The organism is Nocardioides sp. Soil796 (genome assembly GCF_001429525.1).
Lineage (GTDB): Bacteria > Actinomycetota > Actinomycetes > Propionibacteriales > Nocardioidaceae > Nocardioides.
Window position 1 is genome coordinate 114,500 of record NZ_LMSQ01000005.1, and the last position, 17,644, is coordinate 132,143.

Annotated in this window: 21 protein-coding genes; 17 read left to right on the top strand and 4 right to left on the bottom strand. The window is 68.1% G+C overall.

Features of this window, described 5'->3' with window-relative positions; genetic code table 11:
- Positions 1-27 precede the first annotated feature (27 nt).
- The 11 genes from ASH02_RS26920 (at position 28) to ASH02_RS03225 (ending at position 9,102) form a co-directional block, all read left to right on the top strand.
- On the top strand, positions 28-273 hold the full coding sequence (locus ASH02_RS26920; protein WP_056686425.1) for an AtpZ/AtpI family protein: 246 nt from the start codon (positions 28-30) through the stop codon (positions 271-273).
- Positions 274-298: 25 nt separating this feature from the next.
- Entirely contained in the window at positions 299-1,123 is an 825-nt protein-coding gene (gene atpB, locus ASH02_RS03180) for a F0F1 ATP synthase subunit A (protein WP_235530236.1), read from the top strand.
- Between the two features lie 89 nt (positions 1,124-1,212).
- Positions 1,213-1,422 carry an ATP synthase F0 subunit C gene (gene atpE / locus ASH02_RS03185; protein ID WP_056686433.1) on the top strand — a complete coding sequence of 70 codons (210 nt, stop codon included), beginning with the start codon at positions 1,213-1,215 and terminating at the stop codon, positions 1,420-1,422.
- Between the two features lie 52 nt (positions 1,423-1,474).
- Positions 1,475-2,014 (top strand): F0F1 ATP synthase subunit B, encoded by a 540-nt coding sequence (locus tag ASH02_RS03190; RefSeq protein WP_056686436.1) that lies wholly within the window; start codon positions 1,475-1,477, stop codon positions 2,012-2,014.
- Positions 2,014-2,823, top strand: a complete 810-nt coding sequence (locus tag ASH02_RS03195) for a F0F1 ATP synthase subunit delta (RefSeq protein WP_056686439.1) — start codon at positions 2,014-2,016, stop codon at positions 2,821-2,823. The genes ASH02_RS03190 and ASH02_RS03195 overlap by 1 nt, the downstream gene beginning before the upstream one ends.
- Positions 2,824-2,888: 65 nt before the next feature.
- Entirely contained in the window at positions 2,889-4,529 is a 1,641-nt protein-coding gene (gene atpA / locus ASH02_RS03200; protein WP_056686441.1) for a F0F1 ATP synthase subunit alpha, read from the top strand.
- Positions 4,530-4,574: 45 nt separating this feature from the next.
- Positions 4,575-5,507: a F0F1 ATP synthase subunit gamma gene (locus ASH02_RS03205; RefSeq protein WP_056686446.1), complete on the top strand. Its 933-nt coding sequence runs from the start codon at positions 4,575-4,577 to the stop codon at positions 5,505-5,507.
- A gap of 18 nt (positions 5,508-5,525) precedes the next feature.
- A complete protein-coding gene (gene atpD, locus ASH02_RS03210) occupies positions 5,526-6,980 on the top strand; it encodes a F0F1 ATP synthase subunit beta (protein WP_056686447.1) in 1,455 nt (484 codons plus the stop codon).
- Entirely contained in the window at positions 6,980-7,384 is a 405-nt protein-coding gene (locus tag ASH02_RS03215; RefSeq protein ID WP_056686450.1) for a F0F1 ATP synthase subunit epsilon, read from the top strand. Before atpD ends, ASH02_RS03215 begins: the two co-directional genes overlap by 1 nt.
- Before the next feature lie 60 nt (positions 7,385-7,444).
- The gene (locus ASH02_RS03220; protein ID WP_056686452.1) at positions 7,445-7,900 is read left to right on the top strand and encodes a DUF2550 domain-containing protein; all 456 of its coding nucleotides are present in this window, start codon (positions 7,445-7,447) and stop codon (positions 7,898-7,900) included.
- A gap of 8 nt (positions 7,901-7,908) precedes the next feature.
- On the top strand, positions 7,909-9,102 hold the full coding sequence (locus ASH02_RS03225; protein ID WP_235532645.1) for an MFS transporter: 1,194 nt from the start codon (positions 7,909-7,911) through the stop codon (positions 9,100-9,102).
- A 77-nt stretch (positions 9,103-9,179) separates the two neighbouring features.
- Here ASH02_RS03225 and ASH02_RS03230 read toward each other — a convergent pair whose 3' ends face one another.
- A complete protein-coding gene (locus tag ASH02_RS03230; protein WP_056686458.1) occupies positions 9,180-9,755 on the bottom strand; it encodes a cob(I)yrinic acid a,c-diamide adenosyltransferase in 576 nt (191 codons plus the stop codon).
- A 251-nt stretch (positions 9,756-10,006) separates the two neighbouring features.
- Between ASH02_RS03230 and ASH02_RS03235 the strand changes: the two genes are divergently transcribed.
- On the top strand, positions 10,007-10,315 hold the full coding sequence (locus tag ASH02_RS03235) for an STAS domain-containing protein (protein WP_056892426.1): 309 nt from the start codon (positions 10,007-10,009) through the stop codon (positions 10,313-10,315).
- Positions 10,316-10,343: 28 nt separating this feature from the next.
- Here the strand turns inward: ASH02_RS03235 and ASH02_RS25895 are convergent, their stop codons facing one another.
- Complete coding sequence (locus ASH02_RS25895) at positions 10,344-10,859, bottom strand: hypothetical protein (protein ID WP_156388878.1); 516 nt, start codon at positions 10,857-10,859, stop codon at positions 10,344-10,346.
- A 79-nt stretch (positions 10,860-10,938) separates the two neighbouring features.
- Between ASH02_RS25895 and ASH02_RS03245 the strand changes: the two genes are divergently transcribed.
- The 4 genes from ASH02_RS03245 to ASH02_RS03255 all read left to right on the top strand — a co-directional run bounded on the left by ASH02_RS03245 (position 10,939) and on the right by ASH02_RS03255 (position 14,998).
- On the top strand, positions 10,939-12,951 hold the full coding sequence (locus tag ASH02_RS03245; protein WP_056686467.1) for a protein meaA: 2,013 nt from the start codon (positions 10,939-10,941) through the stop codon (positions 12,949-12,951).
- Positions 12,952-13,024: 73 nt separating this feature from the next.
- Complete coding sequence (locus ASH02_RS26585; RefSeq protein ID WP_200951203.1) at positions 13,025-13,198, top strand: hypothetical protein; 174 nt, start codon at positions 13,025-13,027, stop codon at positions 13,196-13,198.
- 106 nt (positions 13,199-13,304) lie between these two features.
- A complete protein-coding gene (locus ASH02_RS03250; protein WP_156409694.1) occupies positions 13,305-14,024 on the top strand; it encodes a hypothetical protein in 720 nt (239 codons plus the stop codon).
- Positions 14,025-14,092: 68 nt separating this feature from the next.
- The gene (locus ASH02_RS03255) at positions 14,093-14,998 is read left to right on the top strand and encodes an FAD-dependent oxidoreductase (RefSeq protein WP_057294276.1); all 906 of its coding nucleotides are present in this window, start codon (positions 14,093-14,095) and stop codon (positions 14,996-14,998) included.
- A gap of 6 nt (positions 14,999-15,004) precedes the next feature.
- Here the strand turns inward: ASH02_RS03255 and ASH02_RS25475 are convergent, their stop codons facing one another.
- Both ASH02_RS25475 and nucS read right to left on the bottom strand, forming a co-directional pair.
- Positions 15,005-15,553, bottom strand: a complete 549-nt coding sequence (locus ASH02_RS25475; RefSeq protein ID WP_082564060.1) for a DUF952 domain-containing protein — start codon at positions 15,551-15,553, stop codon at positions 15,005-15,007.
- 45 nt (positions 15,554-15,598) lie between these two features.
- Positions 15,599-16,288, bottom strand: a complete 690-nt coding sequence (gene nucS / locus ASH02_RS03265) for an endonuclease NucS (RefSeq protein WP_056686477.1) — start codon at positions 16,286-16,288, stop codon at positions 15,599-15,601.
- 95 nt (positions 16,289-16,383) lie between these two features.
- On the opposite strand from nucS, the gene ASH02_RS03270 reads away from it, so the two are divergent.
- On the top strand, positions 16,384-17,604 hold the full coding sequence (locus tag ASH02_RS03270) for a 3-hydroxyacyl-CoA dehydrogenase NAD-binding domain-containing protein (RefSeq protein WP_056686480.1): 1,221 nt from the start codon (positions 16,384-16,386) through the stop codon (positions 17,602-17,604).
- The last annotated feature ends 40 nt before the right edge of the window (positions 17,605-17,644 follow it).

A 17,644-nucleotide genomic window follows, 5' to 3' on the forward strand; every position in this document is an offset into this window, starting at 1 on the left:
GCCGCGACTGCTATTGTCCGGTTCGCGATGGCTCAGCAGAAACCTCCGACCGCGCACTCCGACAAGCGTTCCTCCAACGAACCACAGGGCGACCCGTGGCATGCGTTCGGATACATCGTTGCCGGCGTGTTCCTGTATGGAGCGCTCGGCTGGGGACTGGATCGCTGGCTGGGCACCACCTACATCGTGGCGATCGGGATCCTGCTCGGTGCAGGCTTCGGGATCTACATGACCTGGGCCAGATTCAGACAACCATTCACAGACCACAAGTAGCGCAGCTGCCGACACAGGAGACACCGTGAGTTCAATCGCGACGTCCGTGACACGCGCCGACGGCTTCACGCCGCCCGGCCCGGGGGACTTCAACCTCCCACCCATCGGTCCGGACAAGACCTTCGAGTTCCTCGGCGAGCACATGTACCTCGGCGTGACCAAGCCGATGATTCAGCTGGTCCTCGTGGCCGGCCTGGTGTTCGTCTTCTTCTGGGCCGCTTCGCGCAAGCGGGCCATGGTTCCCGGCAAGCTGCAGTACGTCGGCGAGCAGGGGTACGGCTTCGTCCGCAACTCGATGGGCCGCGACATCATCGGGTCCAAGGACTTCCTGCCGTACGTCCCGTACCTCTTCGCGCTGTTCTTCTTCCTGCTGATCAACAACCTCCTCGCGAGCGTCCCGTTCTTCCAGTTCCCGACCTTCTCGCGTGCGGGACTGGTCTACACGCTCGCTCTGATGAGCTGGTTCGTCTACATCGGCGCCGGGGTGAAGAAGCACGGCTTCGTCGGTTGGCTGAAGCTGACCTGTGTCCCGTCCGGCGTGAGCCCGGCGATGTACCCGTTGCTCGTCCCGCTCGAGTTCATGTCGAACATCCTCGTGCGGCCGGTCACGCTGGCCCTGCGTCTGTTCTGCAACATGTTCGCCGGCCACATGCTGCTCATCCTGTTCGCCCTCGGCGGCCAGTACCTCATCACCGAGATGTCCATCCAGTACGCCCCGGTGGGGATCCTGGCCTGGCTGCTCTTCATCGTGATCTCGTTCCTCGAGCTCCTGATCCAGTTCCTGCAGGCCTACGTGTTCGTCCTGCTGAACGCCATGTACATCCAGGGCTCACTCGCAGACGAGCACTGACCACCACGCTCCCGCACCACCCCAGCTCCTGCCCCGCCCCCCAAAGTTTCCAACCAGGAAATAACCGAAAGGAACAAGCCGTGCTTGCAATGGCTATCGAAGGCTCCGCCAACATGATCGGCTACGGCCTCGCCGCTATCGGCCCCGGTATCGGTATCGGTCTGATCTTCGCCGCTTACATCAACGGTGTCGCCCGTCAGCCGGAGGCCCAGAGCCGCCTGCAGACCATCGCCATCCTGGGCTTCGCGCTCGCCGAAGCGCTCGCGATCATCGGTATCGCCCTCGCGTTCGTCCTTTAGTCGACGCGTCGGCCATCACGCCTGATCTAGGACCCGGAAGAAGGACCTGCTCATGCAGACTCTGACCATCCTCGCAGCAGAGGAAGGACACGAGCTCAACCCGCTCGTGCCCCACCCGATCGAGATGGTGCTCTCGCTCGTCGTCTTCGGCCTCCTCTTCTTCGCCGTGAAGAAGTGGGTCGTGCCGAACTTCGAGGCGACGTTCTCCGAGCGCACCTCGGCGATCGAAGGTGGCCTCGCGGCCGCCGAGACCAAGCAGGCCGAGGCGGACGCCAAGCTCGCCGAGCTCGACCGCCAGCTCTCGGAGGCACGCCACGAAGCGGCGCGCATCCGTGAGGAGGCCCGTGAGCAGGGCGCCACGATCGTGGCGGAGATGCGGGAGCAGGCCCAGGCCGAGTCCACCCGCATCGTCGAGCACGGCAAGGCCCAGATCGAGGCCGAGCGCCAGCAGGCGGTCACCTCGCTCCGCGCCGAGGTCGGCTCCCTGGCGACCGGCCTGGCCGGTCGCATCGTCGGGGAGAGCCTCGATGACGAAGCTCGCCAGAGCCGCGTCGTCGACCGCTTCCTCGCCGAGCTCGAGGGAGCCAACTGATGTTGCTTCGGGGAGCCTCGGCCGACGCACTGGCCGCACTGTCGGGTGAGCTGGAGAGCACGCTCTCCGGTGGCGCCGACGCCGAGCGGGTCGGTGACGACCTGTTCGCGGTGGCGCTCGTGGTGCGGTCCGACGGTTCCCTCCGTCGCGTGTTCACCGACACGACGGTCCCGCCCGAGGCCAAGGCCGGCCTGGTCGAGGACCTGTTCGGTGGCAAGGCGGACGGCGGCACGTTGCAGCTCGTCAAGAGTGCAGTGGGTCGCCGTTGGACGGTCGGCCGGAACCTCGCCGACGCCCTGGAGCGACTCAGCGAGATCGCGACCGTGAAGTCGTCCGGCGACCAGGCCGGCCGCCTCGCGGACGAACTTTTCGTGGTCGGCCAGCTGGTCAAGGCGAACCCCCAGCTCCGTGACGCGTTGTCCGACCCGGCGCGCACCTCCGACGACAAGGTCGCCCTCGTGGGTGACCTGCTCGACGGCAAGGCGCTGCCGGCCACGGTGACGCTGACCAAGCAGGCACTGGCCGGCACCTACCGGACGGTCTCCGCGGCCCTCGCTGAGTACCAGCAGGTCGCCGCAGCCGTCCACAGCGAGAGCGTGGCGGAGGTCCGAGTGGCCCGCCCGCTCACCGACGCGGACCGCCAGCGCCTCACCGACGCACTTGCCCGGCAGTACGGCCGTGCAGTGCACCTCAACGAGGTCATCGACCCCGACGTCATCGGAGGTCTCCGTGTGGAGATCGGCGACGACGTCATCGATGGCACCGTTGCCAGCCGGCTCAGTGACGCCGGCCGCAAGTTGGCCGGCTGATTTTTCCGGCTGACCAACCATCAGTACCTGAACTGAACCGAGCAGACTCAAGATAAGGAAGTGTGATGACGGAGCTTTCGATCCGTCCGGACGAGATCCGGGACGCGCTGCAGCGCTTCGTGTCGGACTACAAGCCCGACACCGCGAGCCGTGAAGAGGTCGGCATCGTGGCCGAGGCCGGCGACGGCATCGCCCGCGTCCAGGGCCTGCCATCGGTGATGGCGAACGAGCTGCTCGAGTTCGAGGACGGCACCCGTGGCCTGGCCCTGAACCTCGACACCCGCGAGATCGGTGTCGTCATCCTGGGTGACTTCGACGGCATCGAGGAGGGTCAGCCGGTACGCCGTACCGGTGAGGTCCTCTCGGTCCCCGTCGGCGACGGTTACCTGGGCCGGGTCGTCGACCCGCTCGGCACCGCCATCGACGGTCTCGGCGAGATCGAGACCACCGGCCGTCGTGCCCTCGAGCTCCAGGCGCCCGGCGTCATGGAGCGCAAGTCGGTGCACGAGCCGCTCGCCACCGGCATCAAGGCGATCGACGCCCTGACCCCGGTCGGCCGCGGCCAGCGCCAGCTGATCATCGGTGACCGCGCGACCGGCAAGACCACGATCGCCATCGACACGATCATCAACCAGAAGGCCAACTGGGAGTCCGGTGACCCGGACAAGCAGGTGCGCTGCATCTACGTCGCCATCGGCCAGAAGGGTTCGACCATCGCCTCCGTGCGTGGCGCCCTGGAAGAGGCCGGCGCGCTGGAGTACACCACCATCGTGGCGTCCCCGGCCTCCGACTCCGCCGGCTTCAAGTACCTCGCCCCCTACACCGGCTCGGCCATCGGCCAGCAGTGGATGTACGACGGCAAGCACGTCCTGATCGTGTTCGACGACCTGACCAAGCAGGCCGAGGCCTACCGCGCCGTGTCGCTGCTGCTGCGTCGTCCGCCGGGCCGTGAGGCCTACCCGGGTGACGTGTTCTACCTGCACAGCCGCCTGCTCGAGCGTTGCGCCAAGCTCTCCGACGAGATGGGCAAGGGCTCGATGACGGGCCTCCCGATCATCGAGACCAAGGCCAACGACGTCTCGGCGTTCATCCCGACCAACGTCATCTCGATCACCGACGGCCAGATCTTCCTGCAGTCCGACCTGTTCGCGGCCAACCAGCGTCCGGCCATCGACGTCGGTGTGTCGGTCTCCCGCGTGGGTGGCTCGGCCATGACGAAGGCGATGAAGGCGGTCACCGGTTCGCTCAAGGTCGACCTGGCGCAGTTCCGTGCCATGGAGGCGTTCGCCATGTTCGCCTCCGACCTCGACGCGGCCTCGCGCCAGCAGCTCGACCGCGGCCAGCGCCTGATGGCCCTGCTCAAGCAGCCGCAGTACTCCCCGTACCCGGTCGAGGAGATGACCGTGTCGCTGTGGACCGGAACCTCCGGCCGCCTCGACAAGGTCCCGACCGAGGACGTCCTCCGGTTCGAGAACGAGTTCCTCGACTACCTGCGCCGTTCGCACGAGGGCATCCTCGCCGGCATCCGCGAGACGCAGAAGTTCGAGGACTCCACCGAGGACCAGCTGACTGCTGCGTACGACTCCTTCCTCGACCAGTTCGAGACCTCCGACGGCCAGTCCATCAAGGCCGGCAAGGAAGAGCACGTCGCTCTCGAGGACGAGGACGTCGAGCAGGAGCAGATCGTCAAGCAGAAGCGGGGCTGACGTGTTCATTGGCTACCACGGCGTCCACGGCGGGGGTGATCTCTGATGGCCCTCTCGGTGCGCGAGTACCGTGCGCGGATCAAGTCGACGGAGTCGATGAAGAAGATCACGCGCGCCATGGAGCTGATCGCCGCGTCCCGCATCATCAAGGCACAGCAGCGGGCGCAGGCGGCAGCGCCGTACGCCCGTGAGCTGACCCGTGCGGTCTCGGCCGTGGCGACGTACTCCAATGTCGACCACGCCCTGACCACGGAGCCGGAGAACCCGACCAAGGCCGCGGTGCTGATCGTGACCAGCGACCGCGGTCTGGCCGGCGCCTACTCCTCGAGCGTGCTCAAGGAGGCCGAGCGCCTCCTCGAGAAGCTGCGCGGTGAGGGCAAGAAGGCAGACCTCTACGTCTCCGGACGCAAGGGCGAGGCCTACTTCCGGTTCCGCGGGCGCCCGATCGTGCAGAGCTGGACGGGCTTCTCCGACCAGCCGACGTACGACGTGGCGCACGACATCGGCGAGACGCTGATCCAGGCGTTCCTCAATGACGACGACACCGCGGCCGACGAGGGGATTGCTCCCGGAGTCGACGAGGTGCACGTGGTCTACACGCGGTTCCGCTCGATGCTGGTCCAGGAGCCGACCGCCGTTCGTCTGCTTCCCCTGGAGGTCGTCGAAGGTGAGGAAGCCCCGGAGGAGTCGGAGCTGCTGCCGCTCTACGAGTTCGAGCCGTCGCCTGCCGACGTCCTCGACTCCCTGCTGCCGCGTTACGTCCAGAGCCGCATCTTCTTCGCCCACCTGCAGGCCGCCGCTTCCGAGCTGGCTGCCCGTCAGAAGGCGATGAAGGCTGCGACGGACAACGCGGACGAGCTCATCAAGAAGTACACGCGTATTGCCAACCAGGCCCGCCAGGCCGGCATTACCCAGGAAATCAGCGAGATTGTCGGTGGCGTCAACGCCCTTGCCGACGCCAACGCCGGCCAAGACTGAAGCGGAGAAGTGAGATAAATGACTGCCACTGTTACTGAGGGCAACGAGACCACCGCGGGTGGTGTCGGCCGCATTGCCCGCGTCATCGGCCCGGTCGTGGACATCGAGTTCCCGACCGACTCGATGCCCGGCATCTACAACGCACTCACGTGCGAGTTCGAGCTGAACGGCGAGACCAAGACGATCATCCTCGAGGTCGCCCAGCACATCGGTGACGGCATGGTGCGCGCCATCTCGATGAAGCCCACCGACGGCCTGGTCCGTGGCGGACAGATCATCGACACCGGTGAGTCGATCACCGTGCCGGTGGGCGACGCCACGCTCGGCAAGGTCTTCAACACCACCGGTGACTGCCTGAACCTCGAAGAGGGCGAGACCCTCGAGGTCAGCGAGCGCTGGGGCATCCACCGCAAGGCTCCGGCCTTCGACCAGCTCGAGTCCAAGACCCAGATGTTCGAGACCGGCATCAAGGTCATCGACCTGCTCACGCCCTACGTGACCGGTGGAAAGATCGGCCTGTTCGGTGGTGCCGGTGTCGGCAAGACCGTGCTGATCCAGGAAATGATCGCCCGTGTGGCCAAGAACCACGGTGGTGTGTCGGTGTTCGCCGGTGTCGGCGAGCGCACCCGTGAGGGCAACGACCTCATCGTCGAGATGGAAGAGGCCGGCGTCATCGGCCAGACCGCCCTCGTCTTCGGCCAGATGGACGAGCCGCCGGGCACGCGTCTGCGGGTCGCCCTGTCGGCGCTCACGATGGCGGAGTACTTCCGCGACGTGAAGAACCAGGACGTGCTGCTCTTCATCGACAACATCTTCCGGTTCACGCAGGCCGGTTCCGAGGTCTCCACGCTGCTCGGCCGCATGCCGTCCGCCGTGGGTTACCAGCCGAACCTCGCCGACGAGATGGGTCAGCTCCAGGAGCGGATCACCTCGACGCGCGGTCACTCGATCACCTCGATGCAGGCGATCTACGTTCCCGCCGACGACTACACCGACCCGGCCCCGGCGACCACCTTCGCCCACCTGGACGCGACCACCGAGCTCTCGCGAGAGATCGCCTCGCTCGGCATCTACCCGGCCGTGGACCCGTTGACGTCGACCTCGCGGATCCTCGACCCGCAATACATCGGCAACGACCACTACAACACCGCGGTCCGCATCAAGTCGATCCTGCAGCGCAACAAGGAGCTCCAGGACATCATCGCCATCCTCGGTGTCGACGAGCTCGGCGAAGAGGACAAGATCATCGTGTCGCGGGCCCGCCGCATCCAGCGGTTCCTCTCGCAGAACACGTACGTCGCCAAGCAGTTCACCGGCATCGAGGGTTCCACGGTCTCCATCGGCGACACCGTCGAGGCGTTCACGAAGATTGCGGACGGCGAGTACGACCACGTCGCCGAGCAGGCCTTCTTCATGTGCGGTGGGCTCGAGGACGTCGAAGCCAAGTGGGCCGAGATCCAGAAGTCGCTCTGATGGCTGAGTCAACCTCCGACCCGCTGCAGGTCGAGCTGGTCGCCGCCGATCGCCTGGTGTGGTCGGGCGAGGCCTCGATGGTCATCGCCCGCACCACCGAGGGCGACGTCGGTGTCCTGCCCGGTCACGCGCCGATGCTCTCGCTGCTGATCGAGGGCGTCGTCGACATCCGCACGCTCGAGGGTGAGACCTGGGTCGCGGCCGTGGAGACCGGGTTCCTCTCGGTCGCCAACAACCGTGTCTCGATCCTCTCCGAGTACGCCGAGATGTCGCACGACATCGACCTCGAGAAGGCCCGTCACGACCTCGAGCGCGCCCAGGCCGCCGGGGAGAACGACGACGCCGCACAAGAGGCCGTCCGCAGTGCCGAGGCCCGCATCAGGGCAGCGGAGAGGGCCTCCTGAGACGAGGGCAGCATCGCCCGCTAGAGTGACGCCACGCGTCGCTTTGGTAGGGAGGGATGGATGCCGCTCTGGCAGTGGTTGGTCGACTCTGTCGGCATCATCCTCGTCCTCGTTGTCGTCTACGGAGTTGCGCTCGTCGTTCGTCGCCGCGCGCTCTCCCGCAACGGCGGCACATTTGAATTGAGCCACCGCGCCCGGTCTGAACAGACCGGGCGCGGTTGGGTTCTCGGACTCGGTCGCTACTCCGGCGAGCGGCTCGAGTGGTTCCGCATCTTCTCGCTCTCGCCCCGGCCGCGCAGCAGCTGGCTGCGCACCGACCTGGTCTACGCCGGTCGCCGCGACGCCGAGGGCACCGAACAGATGTCCCTGTACGCCGAGCACGTGATCGTCGTCGTCGAGTCCGAGGGCGGCCCCATCGAGTTCGCGATGAGTCCGAGCTCCCTGATGGGCTTCCAGTCGTGGCTCGAGGCCGCCCCTCCCGGCGCGGACTGGAACCAGCGCCGGCCGCGGCTCTGACGCCCGTGGTGACCGGCACGTCCGGGCCCACCCTGGCCGCCCGCAACGCGGTGGCCGCGGTCTTCGCCCTCAACGGCTTCTGCTTCGCCTCCTGGGTCTCCCGCATCCCTGACGCCCGTGAGCGCCTCGACCTCTCCAACGGTCAGCTCGGGCTGCTGCTCCTGGCCCTGTCCGTGGGCTCCCTGCTCGCGCTGCCGTTGACCGGCGCCCTGGTCAACCGGGTCGGGGCCGCGCGAGTCGTGCTGATCGGTGCCTGCGTCGACGGGGTCGGCCTGGTGCTGGTCGCGCTCGGGGCCGGGGTCTTCGAGCACACCGCCGTGACCGCCGCGGGACTGCTGCTCTACGGCATCGGGACCGGCACCTGGGACGTCGCGATGAACGTCGAGGGCGCCGCGGTCGAGCACGAGCTGGCGCGCACGATCATGCCGCGCTTCCACGCCGGTTTCAGTCTCGGCACGGTGGCGGGTGCGCTGCTCGGCGCCCTGGCCGCCGGGCTGCACCTGCCGATGCCCGTGCACCTCGGCGCGGTCGCCCTGTTCGCGGTCTGCCTGGTGGGCCCGTTGGTCCGCCGCTTCCTGCCTCGCGCCCTCGAGGAGGGTGAGCTGCCGGACCGCAGCGGTTCTGCTCTCGGCGCCTGGACCGAGCCACGAACCTTGCTGATCGGCCTGATGGTCCTGGCGCTGGCCCTCACCGAGGGCGCCGCGAACGACTGGCTGGCGGTCGCCCTGGTCGACGGCTACGACGTCGAGCACTGGGTCGGCGTCGCTGGTTTCGCCCTGTTCGTCACCGCGATGACCGTCGGGCGCTTCTGGGGGAGTCGGCTCATCGACCGGCACGGCCGGGTCGGCGTGCTCTGGTCGACGATGCTGGCCGCCGGGGCCGGACTGCTGCTGATCGTCTTCGGCGGACACCCCGCCCTGGTGGTCTCCGGCATCCTGCTGTGGGGACTGGGTGCCTCACTCGGCTTCCCGGTCGGCATGAGCGCCGCCGCCGACGACCCGGAGCATGCGGCATCACGGGTCAGCGTGGTCTCGACGATCGGCTACACGGCGTTCCTGGCCGGCCCGCCCCTGCTCGGCTTCCTGGCCGAGGAGGTCGGCACGTTGCGCGCGTTGCTGGTGGTCGTCGTACTCCTCGTGCCGTCGGCGTTCGTCGTACCCGCGGCACGTGAGTCGGGCCGTCGTGAGGTCCGCCCCGGTTGATCAGTGGCAGGTGCCTCAGGAATCCACGGTTCGAGGCGCAAGAACCCACGGTTCGAGGCGCAGGAACCCACGGTTGGTCAGGACCGCTCGCCGCCGGGGACCCACAGGACGTCACCGTTCTCACGGTTGGCGTGCCGGGCCAGGATGAACAGCAGGTCCGAGAGTCGGTTGAGGTACTTGATCGCCAGCACGTTCATCGTGGCCTCGTGCTCGGCGAAGGCCAGCCAGGCCGACCGCTCGGCCCGGCGTACGACGGTGCGCGCGACGTGGAGGTGGGCCGCGCCGACGGTGCCGCCGTTGAGGATGAACGAGCGCAGCTTCTCGAGCGGCTCGTTGAACTGGTCGCACCAACCCTCGAGGCGATCGATGTAGTCCTGCTCGATGCGCAGTGGTGGGTACTCCGGGTTCTCCACGATCGGGGTGCAGAAGTCGGCACCGACGTCGAAGAGGTCGTTCTGGATCGTGGTCAGGACGGCGACGACGTCGGCGTCGAGATCGCCCTGGGCGAGCGCCACCCCGATCACCGCGTTGGCCTCGTCGACGGTTGCGTAGGCCTCGAGGCGCAGATCGTTCTTCGAGGCGACGCTCATGTCACCGAGACGGGTCTGCCCGGCGTCGCCGGTGCGCGTGTAGATGCGGGTGAGGTTGACCATGCGCCCGAGCCTAGTGCGCCGGACCGACGGCCTCGCGGACCGGTCCGAGAAGGTTGATCGCGAAACCACATGCGTCACACCCGCCACATAGCGGACGGTCCGGTCGCAAGGCGTTCGCACAGGGTGCACCCGGGAAACTCAGTGGAAATTAATGGCCGCAGGGGCAACGCTTTTGGCGTGTGACGCGTCATAGTCTGTGAACACCAGAGTTCGATGGGTGGCAATCGGGTGTCACCGCGAAGGGAGGCGAGATGGACATCATGCGAGACGGATCCACGCTCGTGCTTGCTGGACAGTTCGACGTCCGGAGCACCATGGAAGTGCGCACCGCGATCTACGAGCACATGAGCGCCAGCCTCGACGACGTCGTCGTCGACCTGACCGACGTGTCGACCGTTGACCTCACCGCCCTCAAGGTGCTTGCCGTCGCCACGCGCACGGCCGAGCGCCAGGGCCGCCACCTCCGGTTGCGCGGCTGCGGTCCTTCCGTACGCCGACTCCTGCACATGTCCCACCTCTTCCGACTCGTCGAGGTCGAACGCGAGCCGATCTCCGCCTGACCTCGTCGTGGCCAGCGGGCCAAGTGGCTCATGAGCTGAGCAGCTGCCCGGCAAGGGACAGCATCGCAAGCAGCAACGTTGCCGCGCCGTAGACGACGGCCGCCGAGCAGAGCCCTTGCAGTGCCGGCGCCCACCGGCGTACGGCCGTGTTCAGGCGCAGCAGCACCAGGACGCCGGCAGACAGGACGAACGCGATCACGGAGGCGATGAGGACGAGCACGAGGGTCGGGCCGAACGCGCTGCTGATGAAATCGCCCAGGAAGCCTCCGAGGCTCCAGTTCTCGGCCCCGCTCGCGGCCACGATCAGGGCGTAGACGAACCCGAGCACCAGCACCAGGATCAACGCGAAGGTGCCGACCACCATGATCACGCCGAGCGAGCTGAAGACGGCCGTCCAGACGAGTGGCGCGCGCAGTGTGCTCTCCGGCCTCGGCGGAAGCGGTGCGTAGGGCGGCCACGGCGGGGCCTGGTGCTGCGCCGGCCACTGCTTTCCCGGCCAGGGCGGGGGAGCAGGATGCGGCGGACGAGGTTGGTTCTCGGGCATGCGCCCATCCTGCCCGGTGTAGTCATTGCCACACGTGAGACCGGTTACCGGAAGTTAACGGACGCTCTAGGCTCAGCCCATGAGCTCTGCAGAGAAGCCCGTGGCCAAGGATCGCCCCTGGGTGATGCGCACCTACGCCGGCCACTCCACGGCCGAGGCGTCCAATGCGCTCTACCGAAACAACCTCTCGAAGGGCCAGACCGGACTCTCGGTGGCCTTCGACCTGCCCACGCAGACCGGCTACGACCCCGACTCGCCCCTGGCGCGTGGTGAGGTCGGCAAGGTCGGCGTACCGGTCCCGCACATGGGGGAGATGCGCAAGCTCTTCAAGGACATCCCGCTCACGGAGATGAACACCTCCATGACGATCAACGCGACGGCCATGTGGCTGCTCGCGATGTACCAGGTGGCCGCCGAGGAGCAGAACCCCACGCTGGACCCGGCCGAGGTCGCCAAGCAGCTCGCCGGCACCACGCAGAACGACATCATCAAGGAGTACCTCTCCCGCGGGACCTACGTGTTCCCGCCCGAGCACTCCCTGCGCCTGATCAGCGACATGATCGCCTACACGGTCAACTACATCCCCAAGTGGAACCCGATCAACATCTGCAGCTACCACCTGCAGGAGGCCGGTGCCACGCCGACCCAGGAGCTCGCCTACGCGCTCGGCACCGCCATCGCGGTCCTCGACGCGGTCAAGGCCGCGGGCCAGGTCTCCGAGGAGGACTTCGAGAAGGTCGTCGGCCGCATCTCGTTCTTCGTCAACGCGGGCGTCCGCTTCGTCGAGGAGACCTGCAAGATGCGGGCCTTCGTGCAGCTCTGGGACGAGATCACCCGTGAGCGCTATGGGGTGAGCGACCCGAAGATGCGCCGCTTCCGGTACGGCGTCCAGGTCAACTCGCTCGGCCTGACCGAGGCCCAGCCGGAGAACAACGTCCAGCGCATCGTGCTCGAGATGCTCGGCGTGACGCTGTCGAAGAACGCCCGTGCCCGCGCCGTACAGCTGCCGGCCTGGAACGAGGCCCTCGGCCTTCCGCGTCCGTGGGACCAGCAGTGGTCGCTGCGCCTGCAGCAGGTGCTGGCCTTCGAGTCCGACCTGCTCGAGTACGAAGACATCTTCGACGGGTCCCACGTCATCGCGGCGAAGGTCGACGAGCTCGTCGCCGGCGCCAAGGCCGAGATGGACCGCGTGCAGGCCCTCGGCGGTGCGATCGCCGCGGTCGAGTCGGGCTACATGAAGTCCGAGCTGGTCTCGGCACACGCCGCCCGCCGTGGCCGCATCGAGTCCGGCGAGGAGAAGATCGTCGGCGTCAACAGCTTCGAGACCACCGAGCCCTCGCCGCTGACCGCCAACCTGGACGACGCGATCATGACGGCCGACCCCAAGGCCGAGGAGGCCGCCAAGGCCTCCGTCGAGGCCTGGAAGTCCGAGCGTGACGACGCTGCCGTGACCAAGGCGCTGGCCGACCTGGCCGAGGCTGCCAAGGGCACCGGGAACCTGATGGAGGCGACCCTGGTCGCCGCCCGTGCCGGCGCGACCACCGGCGAGTGGGCCGGCACCCTGCGCGAGGTCTTCGGCGAGTTCCGGGCCCCCACCGGTGTCTCCGGTGCAGTGGGTGTGGCCGAGGCCGGCGCCGAGCTGACCGCCGTGCGCGAGAAGGTCACCGCCACCGGCGAGGAGCTCGGCGGACGGCTGCGCCTGCTGGTCGGCAAGCCGGGCCTCGACGGTCACTCCAACGGTGCCGAGCAGGTCGCCGTCCGCGCCCGTGACGCCGGGTTCGAGGTCATCTACCAGGGCATCCGCCTGACGCCCGAGCAGATCGTCGCCGCTGCGGTGGCCGAGGACGTGCACTGCGTCGGGCTCTCGATCCTCTCCGGCTCGCACATGGAGCTGGTGCCGGCCGTGCTGAAGGGCCTCGAGGAGGCCGGCATGGGCGACGTCCCGGTGATCGTCGGCGGCATCATCCCCGAGTCCGATGGCAAGGCGCTGGTGGCCAGCGGTGTCGCCGCGGTCTACACCCCCAAGGACTTCGGGCTCACCGAGATCATGGGCGGCATCGTCGACGTGATCCGGCGGGCCAACGGGCTGTAGGTCGTCGGGCCGGGCGTGCGGCGTACGTCACAGAAGGTAAGGCACGCCTAAGCGCGCTTGGTACGATCCTCGGGTGGGCAAGTCCAAGAAGCCGAAGAGCAAGTGCTGCGTGTCCAAGGACCGCTGCAAGCGCTGCCCGCTGCGCATGCTCAAGGAAGGCACGCTTCCCTCGGGCTACACCGTGAAGAAGCGCAAGCTGGTCAAGGTCGACAAGAAGACCGCGAAGAAGCTCGCCAAGGCCGCCTGACCCCTCCCGGGTCCGCTCCGCGAGATTGGCGCGAACCAATCCGGGATCGAGTGCGTCTCCTCAAGTGATGGTCCGAACAGCGGACCCGCAGCGATGGGGGAACCTCGTGAAGAAGTCTCTGATGACCCTGGCCCTGACCGCGACCATGGGCACCGTGCTGGCCCAGTCGCCGGCACATGCCTCGGCACCGACGGCGGTGCGCACCGCAGCGTCGGCCAATGTCAGCGTCGACGCCCAGGCGGTCAACCCGTACGCCGGCACCTCGAAGTGGCGCCTGATGTCGACGGCGAGCGACGTCGACGGTGACGGCACGATCGACGGCATCTCGATCCGCAGGAAGTCGGCCAACGTGTGCTCCGTGCGCGTGACCATGGGGACGCGGGTGGCGGGCACCAAGGACCTCTACACCTCGTGGGGCAACCCGTGCGTCTACCACGGTGACGCGCCGATCGACCCGGTCAAGGGGTCGGAGATCAGCATCCTCACCGGCATGGGTGCGCACACCGCGTGGCACTCGATCGTCACCTGGCGCAACGGGCGCCTCGTCCTGGAGCGGTCTCCGATTCGTCCCCAGTGGACCGTCGACAGCACGGTGATGGTCCAGGAGGGCGTGCGGCGGACGCGCAACGCGAACGGCGAGATCCGTCTCGTGCACACCGGCGTCACGCGGGGCAACGGGAACCGCTGGGGCGGCCAGGCGGAGACCTACGCCTACCGCAACGGCAAGTGGGTCATCTCGGCGCGCAAGCAGGTCGTCCTCAGCGACGCCGCGGCGTCCCGCGTGGGCGGGTGGCACGTGCGCTACCTGCCCCGCTTCAACCGCTGAGCCCCGCGCCACGCGCCCGTGGGGAGAGTTCACCGACAACCCTTGCGGGTCTGCGGCAGACTCTCCCCATGGCACGCGTGAACGTGGTCGGGGCGGGAGTCGTCGGGCTCACCTGCGCCATCAGGCTGCTCGAGTCCGGCCACCGGGTCGACGTACTGGCCAGGGACCTGCCCCTGGAGACGACGAGCTCGGTCGCCGCGGCCATCTGGTATCCCTACCGGGCGCTGCCGCAGGACCGGGTGACGGCCTGGTCGGGGGCGTCGTACGCCGAGTTCGTCGGCCTGGCCGGCGACCGCGCGACCGGGGTCCGCATGGTCACCGGCACTGAGGTGTTCACCACCCGCAAGGCAGAGCCGTGGTGGCGCGCGGCAGTGCCCTCGCTCGACCGTGAGACCTCGCTCCCGCCCGGCTTCGTCGACGGCTGGACGTTCACCACGCCGGTCGTGGAGATGCCGCTCTACCTGCGCTGGCTGGCCGCGCGCGTCGAAGAGCTCGGCGGCACGATCACCAGGATGAACCTGCAGGCGCTGCCGACCGGTGGCGACCTCGTGGTCAACTGCGCCGGACTCGGCGCGCGCCACCTGGCCTCGGACAAGTCCGTCGTGCCGGTGCGCGGCCAGGTCGTGGTGGTCGAGCAACGGGGCATCGACCGGTGGGCCATCGACGACGACGGGCCGACGTACGTCGTACCCCGCTCGCGCGACGTCGTCATCGGCGGCACGTCCGACGAGGGGGACTGGAGCCGCACGCCGTCACCCGGGACCGCCCGCGAGATCCTGGCCCGTGCGGCGCGGATCATGCCCGAGATCGAGGGCGCCAAGGTGCTGCGGCACAAGGTCGGGCTCCGGCCGGTGCGACCCGCCGTGCGCGTCGAGAGGGTCGGGCGCGTCGTGCACTGCTACGGGCACGGCGGCGCCGGCGTCACGATGTCGTGGGGATGCGCCGACGAGGTCGCGGACCTCGTCAACGCCTGAGGGTCGCTAGGCCTTCAGGCGGGCGTTGCGACGGTGCAGGAGCGGCACCACGATGGCGAGGCCCACCACCGCACCGACGATCACGCCGAGGAGTCCCCGGTCCTCGCCGAAGATGCCGACGGCTGCGTAGTGGCCGGCGATGGCCAGCGCCATGACCAGGACCGCGGCGCACATCCGCGTGATGATCTCGGCGAAGAAGAGCTTCGCGAAGGACTCCTGTGGTCGGGCCGTGCCGTCCCGCTGCAGCCTCGGCAACGGCTTCTCGTGGACCACGGCCGCCGGGTTGAGGGGGCCGTAGATGTGCGGGTACGTCGTGTCGCCGACCGTGTCCTCGCGCCATTCCGAGGTGAGCTTGTCGGTCTCGATGGTGAGCAGCACCAGGGGGCCCGGCGCATCGGCGTAGTAGCGCTCGCGGACGGTCTCCCACTGGTCCTCGCGCGACGCGTGGATGAAGCCCTCGTCCTCGAGCGTGCGGCCGTACGTCGACTGAGCGTAGGAGCCGGCCAGCCTGGCGGCGTCCCAGCGCGACTTCTCGGCGATGTGGAAGATCTGCATGGCGCGCATCATGTCAGGACTCGTGCCCGACCTCGCGGACGCGGGTCAGAAGAGCCTGTCGGTGGGATCGTCGAGGCCGCGCAGGGCGTTGTAGTCGACGGTCACGCAGTGGATGCCGCGGTCGCCGGCCAGCACCTTGGCCTGCGGCCGGATCTCCTGGGCCGCGTAGATGCCACGCACGGGGGAGAGCAGCGGGTCGCGGTTGAGCAGCTCGAGGTAGCGGGTCAGCTGCTCCACCCCGTCGATGTCGCCGCGGCGCTTGATCTCGACGGCCACGGACTCGCCGTTCTCGTCGCGGCACATGAGGTCGACCGGGCCGATCGCCGTCGGGAACTCCCGGCGTACCAGCGTGAGTCCGGGGGAGAGGGTGGCCGGGTGGTCGGCGAGGAGCTCCTGGAGGTGCTTCTCGACGCCGTCCTTCTGGAGGCCGGGGTCGATGCCGAGGTCGTGCTCGGAGTCGTGGTGGATCTCCTCGAGCACGATGCGCAGGGTGTCCTCCGGGCCCTTGGCGGTGCTGCGACTGGTGACGTTCCACTCGAGGTGGCCCTCGTCGTTGACGAGCTCCTTCACCGTGCAGGGAGGCGACATCCAGTTCAGCGGCTTGTAGGAGCCGCCGTCGCTGTGGACGAGGACCGAACCGTCGGCCTTGATCATCAGCACGCGGGTGGCCATCGGCAGATGAGCGGTCAGTCGGCCGGCGTAGTCGACCTGGCAACGGGCTACAACGAGTCTCACGGGAGAGCAGGCTACCCGCAGGCGTGACGAACGCTACGGTCCGATGGGTGAACTTCGGCTACTCATGGGTAGGAACGACGTTTACAGTCTTCGCCATGACCGACACCACTGAGCAGACCTTCCGCGAGCTGGTCTTCCCGTACCTCAACCACGCCGTGCGCATGTACGAGACGTCGTACGCCACCCGCGCGGACATCGACGCTGCCATGCGCTTCGGCTGCGGCTACCCGTCCGGCCCGCTGACCGTCCTGGACGAGCTCGGTCTCGGTGTCGTGCGCGACGTGCTCGCCGCCCGGTTCGCCGAGTCCGGCGACAACCTGCACAAGCCCGCGGACCTGCTCGACGAGCTGGTCGCCGAGGGTCGCCTGGGCAAGGAGTCGGGTCGCGGCTTCTACACGTACGCCGACGGCGCGGTCGTCGCCGACGACGAGACTCCCTCCGCCGACAGCGCGCCGCAGCTGCGCCACGAGATCACCACGGTCGGCGTGGTCGGCACCGGCACCATGGCGTCGGGCATCGTCGAGGTCTTCGCCAAGAGCGGGTACGACGTGGTGTTCGTCGGCCGTTCGACCGAGAAGACCGACGGTGTGGTCGCGGCGATCACCAAGTCGCTGGACAAGGCGATCTCGCGCGGCAAGCTCGACGAGGCCGGCAAGGCCGACGTACTGGCCCGCCTGACCGCGGCCACCGAGCGTGAGGCGCTGGCCGACGTGGACCTGGTCGTCGAGGCGATCGCCGAGGACCTGGCCGTCAAGACCGAGCTCTTCCGCGACCTGGACCGGATCGTCAAGCAGGGCGCGATCCTGAGCACCACGACGTCGTCGCTGCCGATCACCGAGCTGGCCGGCGTGACCGGGCGACCCGAGGTCGTCATCGGCATGCACTTCTTCAACCCGGCCGCGATCATGAAGCTGGTCGAGGTGGTCACCACCGAGCTGACCAGCCCCGAGGTCGACGAGACCGTGCGTGCGCTGACCGCCAAGGTCGGCAAGGTGGCCGTGTCGTGCGGCGACCGCGCGGGATTCATCGTGAACGCGTTGCTGTTCCCCTACCTCAACGACGCCGTCAAGGTCATCGACGAGGGTCGCGGCGACATCGAGGAGATCGACGCGGCGATCAAGGAGCAGGCCGGGTTCCCGATGGGCCCGTTCGCGCTGCTCGACGTGGTCGGCAACGACGTGTCGCTGGCGATCCAGCAGGAGCTGTACGCCGAGTTCAAGGAGCCGGGCTTCACGCCTGCCGCCGGACTCGAGAAGGTCGTCACGGACGGTCACCTCGGTCGCAAGACCGGCCGGGGCTTCCACGACTACAGCTGATTACTGGAACCAACGGGTCAGGCCGCCCGAGAGGCGGTTT

Excerpts from the sequence above, each read along its gene's own strand:
- ASH02_RS26920 (WP_056686425.1), top strand. The coding sequence starts at position 28 with ATGGCTCAGCAGAAACCTCCGACCGCGCACTCCGACAAGCGTTCCTCC.
- atpE (WP_056686433.1), top strand. The coding sequence starts at position 1,213 with ATGGCTATCGAAGGCTCCGCCAACATGATCGGCTACGGCCTCGCCGCT.
- ASH02_RS03190 (WP_056686436.1), top strand. The coding sequence starts at position 1,475 with ATGCAGACTCTGACCATCCTCGCAGCAGAGGAAGGACACGAGCTCAAC.
- ASH02_RS03195 (WP_056686439.1), top strand. The coding sequence starts at position 2,014 with ATGTTGCTTCGGGGAGCCTCGGCCGACGCACTGGCCGCACTGTCGGGT.
- atpA (WP_056686441.1), top strand. The coding sequence starts at position 2,889 with ATGACGGAGCTTTCGATCCGTCCGGACGAGATCCGGGACGCGCTGCAG.
- ASH02_RS03205 (WP_056686446.1), top strand. The coding sequence starts at position 4,575 with ATGGCCCTCTCGGTGCGCGAGTACCGTGCGCGGATCAAGTCGACGGAG.
- atpD (WP_056686447.1), top strand. The coding sequence starts at position 5,526 with ATGACTGCCACTGTTACTGAGGGCAACGAGACCACCGCGGGTGGTGTC.
- ASH02_RS03215 (WP_056686450.1), top strand. The coding sequence starts at position 6,980 with ATGGCTGAGTCAACCTCCGACCCGCTGCAGGTCGAGCTGGTCGCCGCC.
- ASH02_RS03220 (WP_056686452.1), top strand. The coding sequence starts at position 7,445 with ATGCCGCTCTGGCAGTGGTTGGTCGACTCTGTCGGCATCATCCTCGTC.
- ASH02_RS03230 (WP_056686458.1), bottom strand. The coding sequence starts at position 9,755 with ATGGTCAACCTCACCCGCATCTACACGCGCACCGGCGACGCCGGGCAG.
- ASH02_RS03235 (WP_056892426.1), top strand. The coding sequence starts at position 10,007 with ATGGACATCATGCGAGACGGATCCACGCTCGTGCTTGCTGGACAGTTC.
- ASH02_RS25895 (WP_156388878.1), bottom strand. The coding sequence starts at position 10,859 with ATGCCCGAGAACCAACCTCGTCCGCCGCATCCTGCTCCCCCGCCCTGG.
- ASH02_RS03245 (WP_056686467.1), top strand. The coding sequence starts at position 10,939 with ATGAGCTCTGCAGAGAAGCCCGTGGCCAAGGATCGCCCCTGGGTGATG.
- ASH02_RS03255 (WP_057294276.1), top strand. The coding sequence starts at position 14,093 with ATGGCACGCGTGAACGTGGTCGGGGCGGGAGTCGTCGGGCTCACCTGC.
- ASH02_RS25475 (WP_082564060.1), bottom strand. The coding sequence starts at position 15,553 with ATGCAGATCTTCCACATCGCCGAGAAGTCGCGCTGGGACGCCGCCAGG.
- ASH02_RS03270 (WP_056686480.1), top strand. The coding sequence starts at position 16,384 with ATGACCGACACCACTGAGCAGACCTTCCGCGAGCTGGTCTTCCCGTAC.